The sequence below is a fragment of the Dactylosporangium sp. NPDC051484 genome (assembly GCF_040689395.1).
Lineage (GTDB): Bacteria > Actinomycetota > Actinomycetes > Mycobacteriales > Micromonosporaceae > Dactylosporangium.
In genome coordinates, this window is the sequence record NZ_JBFAZX010000034.1 from 70,003 (window position 1) to 74,991 (window position 4,989).

The 4,989-nt window shown below is 68.6% G+C and carries 4 protein-coding genes; all 4 read left to right on the forward strand.

Features of this window, described 5'->3' with window-relative positions; genetic code table 11:
* The first annotated feature begins 43 nt into the window (after positions 1-43).
* Entirely contained in the window at positions 44-1,633 is a 1,590-nt protein-coding gene (locus AB0367_RS33480; protein WP_366230497.1) for an MDR family MFS transporter, read from the forward strand.
* 121 nt (positions 1,634-1,754) lie between these two features.
* Complete coding sequence (locus AB0367_RS33485) at positions 1,755-3,020, forward strand: cation:proton antiporter (RefSeq protein ID WP_366230498.1); 1,266 nt, start codon at positions 1,755-1,757, stop codon at positions 3,018-3,020.
* A 331-nt stretch (positions 3,021-3,351) separates the two neighbouring features.
* Positions 3,352-4,257: a hypothetical protein gene (locus tag AB0367_RS33490; protein ID WP_366230499.1), complete on the forward strand. Its 906-nt coding sequence runs from the start codon at positions 3,352-3,354 to the stop codon at positions 4,255-4,257.
* A gap of 144 nt (positions 4,258-4,401) precedes the next feature.
* Positions 4,402-4,989: transposase (locus tag AB0367_RS33495; protein WP_366230500.1), on the forward strand; the 588-nt coding region annotated here is incomplete at its 3' end.

A 4,989-nucleotide genomic window follows, 5' to 3' on the forward strand; every position in this document is an offset into this window, starting at 1 on the left:
ACCCCCACCGCCCCCACCGCACGCCACCCTACGAGGGGTTCTCATGACCAGCAGTACCCCATCCCCCGAGCAGATCGCCACGCCGGCCGCCCCCGCCCCGGGCCCCGAGGCGCCCGGTGGAATGTCCCGGCAGGAGGTCGGACAGGCGCTGTCCGGCCTCCTGCTCGGCATGTTCGTGTCGCTGCTCGCCTCGACGATCGTGTCGAACGCCCTGCCACGCATCATCGCCGACCTGCACGGCAGCCAGTCCGTCTACACCTGGGTGATCACCGCCGAGCTGCTGTCCATGACCGCCGCCGTGCCCCTGTGGGGCAAGATGGCCGACCTGTTCAGCAAGAAAGTCCTGGTACAACTGTCCCTGGGCCTGTTCGTGTGCGGCTCACTCATCGCCGGGTTCGCCCCGAACGTGGAAATCCTCATCGCCAGCCGGGTGCTGCAGGGCATCGGGGCCGGCGGCATCAACGCACTCGCCATCATCGTGCTCGCCTCCATGGTCCCGCCGAGGGAGATGGGCCGCTACTCCGGGCTCTTCGGCGCCATCCTCGGCGTGGCCACCGTCACCGGCCCGCTCATCGGCGGCCTCCTGGTGGACACCTCATGGCTGGGCTGGCGCTGGTGCTTCTTCATCGCGGTGCCGCTGTCCCTGGCCGCCATAGCGCTGCTGCAACGCACCCTGCACCTGCCGGTCATGCGCCGCAAGGTGCAGATCGACTGGCTCGGCGCCGCACTGATCATCCTGGGCGTCTGCACCCTGCTGATCTGGTCCACCCTGGCCGGCGACCGCTACCCGTGGCTGTCCTGGCAGACCGCCGTACTCGTCACCGGCGGCCTGCTGACCCTCGTCCTCGCCGTCTACGTCGAGTCACGGGTACCCGAACCGATCATCCCGCTGACCCTGTTCCGCATCCGCACCATGTCACTGGCCACGCTGGCCACCGCGGCCGTCGGCGTCATCATGTTCGGCAGCGGCGTGTTCGTCTCCCAGTACCTGCAGATCAGCCAGGGCCGCTCACCCACCATGGCCGGCCTGATGATCCTGCCCATGGTCTTCGGGCTGCTGCTCGCCTCCACCTACGCCGGCCAGCAGATCACCCGACACGGGCGGTGGAAGCCGTACCTCGTGGTCGGTGCCGTGCTGATGACTGTGGGCATGGCGCTGTTCGCCACCATCGACGCGCGCACCAGCATCTGGCCCCTGTTCGGCTACGAACTCGTCCTCGGCGTCGGCGTCGGCCTGCTCGTGCAGAACCTGGTGCTGGCGGTGCAGAACGACGTACCCGTGCGCAACCTCGGCGCCGCCACCTCAACGGTCAGCTTCTTCCGCAGCCTCGGCGGCGCCGTCGGCGTCAACGCCTTGGGCGCGGTCCTGGCCTACCGGGTCACCCACCAACTGGGTACGGCGGCCGGCGGCCACGGTTCGACCCGAGTCCCGAAACTGTCCGAACTGCCGGCGCCGGTGCTGGCCGCCGTGCAGGACGCCTACGGCACTGCCACCGCGCACATGTTCCTCATCGGCACACCCGTCGCGGCGATCGCGCTGCTCGCCATCGTGTTCATCAAGGAAAAGCCCCTGCACACGCAGAGCGGCGACCAGCGCCGGGCCACCGAAACAGCCGCCGCCACACCGCAGTGACCACACGCATCGGTACGACGCAGCGTCGCGTCGTACCGATGCGCTGCGAACGCGCCCAGCCACGGACGCCACCAGCAGGCGTCAACCCGCGATCATCGCCCCTCATGATCTGGAGGCTTCAGTGCTGCCGTCCGACGCCCTGTTGCCCGTGCTCCTCGCGGTACCGGCGGTGATGCTTGCCTGCCATGCCGGCGGCTGGGCCATCCGCCGCATCGGCCAACCACCCGTGATCGGTGAGATCCTCGTCGGCATCCTGCTCGGACCTTCCCTCCTGGGCTGGGTCGCCCCCGACCTTCAACACCGCCTGCTACCCAGCAGCGTCCTACCGGTCATCTCCATCCTCGGCAACCTCGCGCTGCTGATGTTCCTGTTCGTGATCGGCGCCGAACTCGACCTCGGCGGCCTGCGCGAGAACAGGCGGGCGGTCCTCGGCGTCAGCCTCGGCAGCATGTTGCTGCCCCTGGCCCTCGGCAGCCTGCTCGCCCTGGCGATGTACCCCTACCTGGCCCCAGCCGGGGTCCACCGGCTGCCGTTCGTGCTGTTCGTCGCCGTCTCCATGAGCATCACCGCCTTCCCGGTGCTGGCCCGCATCCTGTCCGACCGCAACCTGGAGAGCACCTACCTCGGCACGTTCGTGATGGCCTGCGCGGCGGCCAACGACGCCGCCGCCTGGTGTTTGCTGACCGCCGTCGTCGCCCTGTGCACCGCGGCCACCCCGCTGTCCGCGCTCGCCGCGGCCGGCCTCACCCTGGCCTTGGCTGTCACCCTTATCGTGCTGCGGCCCGCACTACATGCCCTCCTTCGCCGCGCCGAGCAGCGTTCCGACGACCTCGTGCTGGTGATCCTGTGCGCCGGGCTGTGCCTGAGCGCCTACGTCACCGACCACATCGGCATCCACCCCGCGCTGGGGGCATTCCTTTTCGGCGCGACCATCCCGTCGAAGATGGCGGCCGTCGAACGCAGCACCGAACGCATCCGCTCGGTCTTCGTACCGATCCTGCTGCCCCTCTACTTCGCCGACACCGGCCTGCACACCGACCTGCACCACCTGCCCGCCGGGCAGTGGGGCTGGGCGGTCCTCGTGCTCATCGTGGCCATCGTGGGGAAGTGGGGCGGCGCGGCGGGCGCGGCCCGACTGACCGGAGGCGACTGGCGGTGGTCAGCCACCGTCGGCACCCTGATGAACTGCCGGGGCGTCACCGAACTCGTCGTACTCGGCATCGGTCGCCAGATCGGCGTGATCAGCCCGCCGCTGTTCACCATCCTCGTCCTCATGGCCGTGCTCACCACGGCCGCGACCGCCCCGGCGCTGACCCGGCTGGGCTACCGCTCCCCGGTTCCCGCGCTTGGTGTAGCTGTTCGGCAAGAGCGGCTCGGCGACTCCTAATCCGTTTGTCGAGCGGCAGTGGCGAGGGGAGGTGTGAGTTGGAAAGGACGATTGTCGCGCAACAAGGCCCACAGCACGTTCACACGCCGGCGGGCCAGGGACTGTACAAATAACGGCGGATCATGGGCGGCGACGTCAGCGTCACCGCGACGTACGTCCGGGCGACAACGCCGATACGACCACCTCTGGGAACGACGCTGACATGGGTCGAACGCCAAACCGGCGTATGCCTGCGCGACCCGGCTGCTACCAGTGGCTGGTCGAGGCGGACCCGCTCACGCTGGTGCGATACAACCTCGTTCCTGACGACTCTGGCACCAGACGGGTGGTCGTGGCGACGCTCCTCGCGCAGGCTCACGAGTATCAGCACCTAATGCGGTTGGACGATCGTTTCGGCTCGTTAGTACATCCTGATCTGGCGGCGCAGCTTGCGCCGGATCTGCGCCGCGCTGGCCCGGCGTCAGGGCTTGCACTCGCGGTGCTCGCCGACTCGTACGTGCCAGGGCTGGAGGCAGCGCTGCTGTCGATCTGCCTCGACCCGGCGCGACCACTGTGGGACCGCCAGCGCTCACTGGTGATCCTCGCCGAGCATCAGGCCGATGAGCAGCTGCTGGCGGTGATTGAGCGCAGCGACGTGTTCCTGGCCGGCGACCAGGACGATCACCTGTTGGGTGCGCTGCTGGATCAGACATGGCCGCGGCTCATGAGCACGCCCGACATGCTGGCACGGCTCGTCCCATCCGCTCGTCTGCGTGGCGGCGCCTACGGCCTGTTCCTCCACGAGGTTGCGGACCGGCTCGCGGAGGAGGACCTCCCGACCACGTTGAGCTGGGTCGAGCGCCTGTTCGGAGTTGACAAGGAAGGGCGCCAATCCTCGGACCCGGATCCTGCCGTGCAGGGCTCTATCCTGCCCGGCGTCGTCGAAGACGTCTGCACGCTAGCAGCTGCGGCACGCAGCAACGAGTACCGCCAGGTACTTGCCCGACTGTTCCGGGCACGCATCGGCGCCGGCGACGACGAACCGCCGTTCCGGCTTGACGACACCGACCGGGCCTGGCGTCGGGGACTCGTGATCGAGATGCTGTGCGCCGACAACGTCGACGCCACCCTCGGAGCGATGCTCGGGTTCGCCAGGGACTCAGCCGGCGTGCCGCTGCTGGACGACGACGACTTCGCCTGGGCGTGCAGCACAGCAATGCAACATGTTGACCACACAGCCGTGTCAACGGCGGATTAGAACTGGATCTGGCCCACTTTGGTGATGCTGTTGGTGATCTTGGTTGCTTGATCGGTTTCGGGTGCGTCGCTGCCGGGGCTGCAGGCGCCTCGATGCTGAGATGGCAGTATGTCGATGGGTCGGGGTTCGGGTTCGGGTGTTCCGGTGGAGACGGCTCGGGTGGCGTGGGCGGCGAGCCCGAAGGGCACGCCTGCGATGTTGATGCGGGATCGGTTGCAGGACTTGTTCGTCGACGACGACTTCGTCGGCTGGTTTCCGGGGGACGGTCGTCGTGGGGTGTCTCCGGCCCGGTTGGCGTTGGTGTCGGTGTTGCAGTATGCGGAGAACCTCACCGATCGGCAGGCGGCGCGGGCGGTGGCGTGTCGCATCGACTGGAAGTACGCGTTGGGGATGGAGCTGACCGAGCCCGGGTTCGACCATTCGGTGCTCAGCGAGTTCCGGGACCGGCTTGCCGAAGGCGACCGGGCGGATCGGCTGCTCGCGATGATGGTTGATCGGCTGGCTGAGGCGGGGCTGGTGCGGGCGCGGGGCCGGCAACGCACGGACTCCACGCATGTGCTCGCGGCGGTTCGCCGGCTGAGCCGGGTGGAGTTGGTGGCGGAGACGATGCGGGCCGCGCTGGAGGCGTTGGCGAAGCTGGATGAGGTGTGGCTGGCCGGTGTGATGCCGTCGGAGTGGGCCGATCGCTATGGCCGGTCGGCGCGGCATGAGCGGCAGCCGACCGGTGCGGCT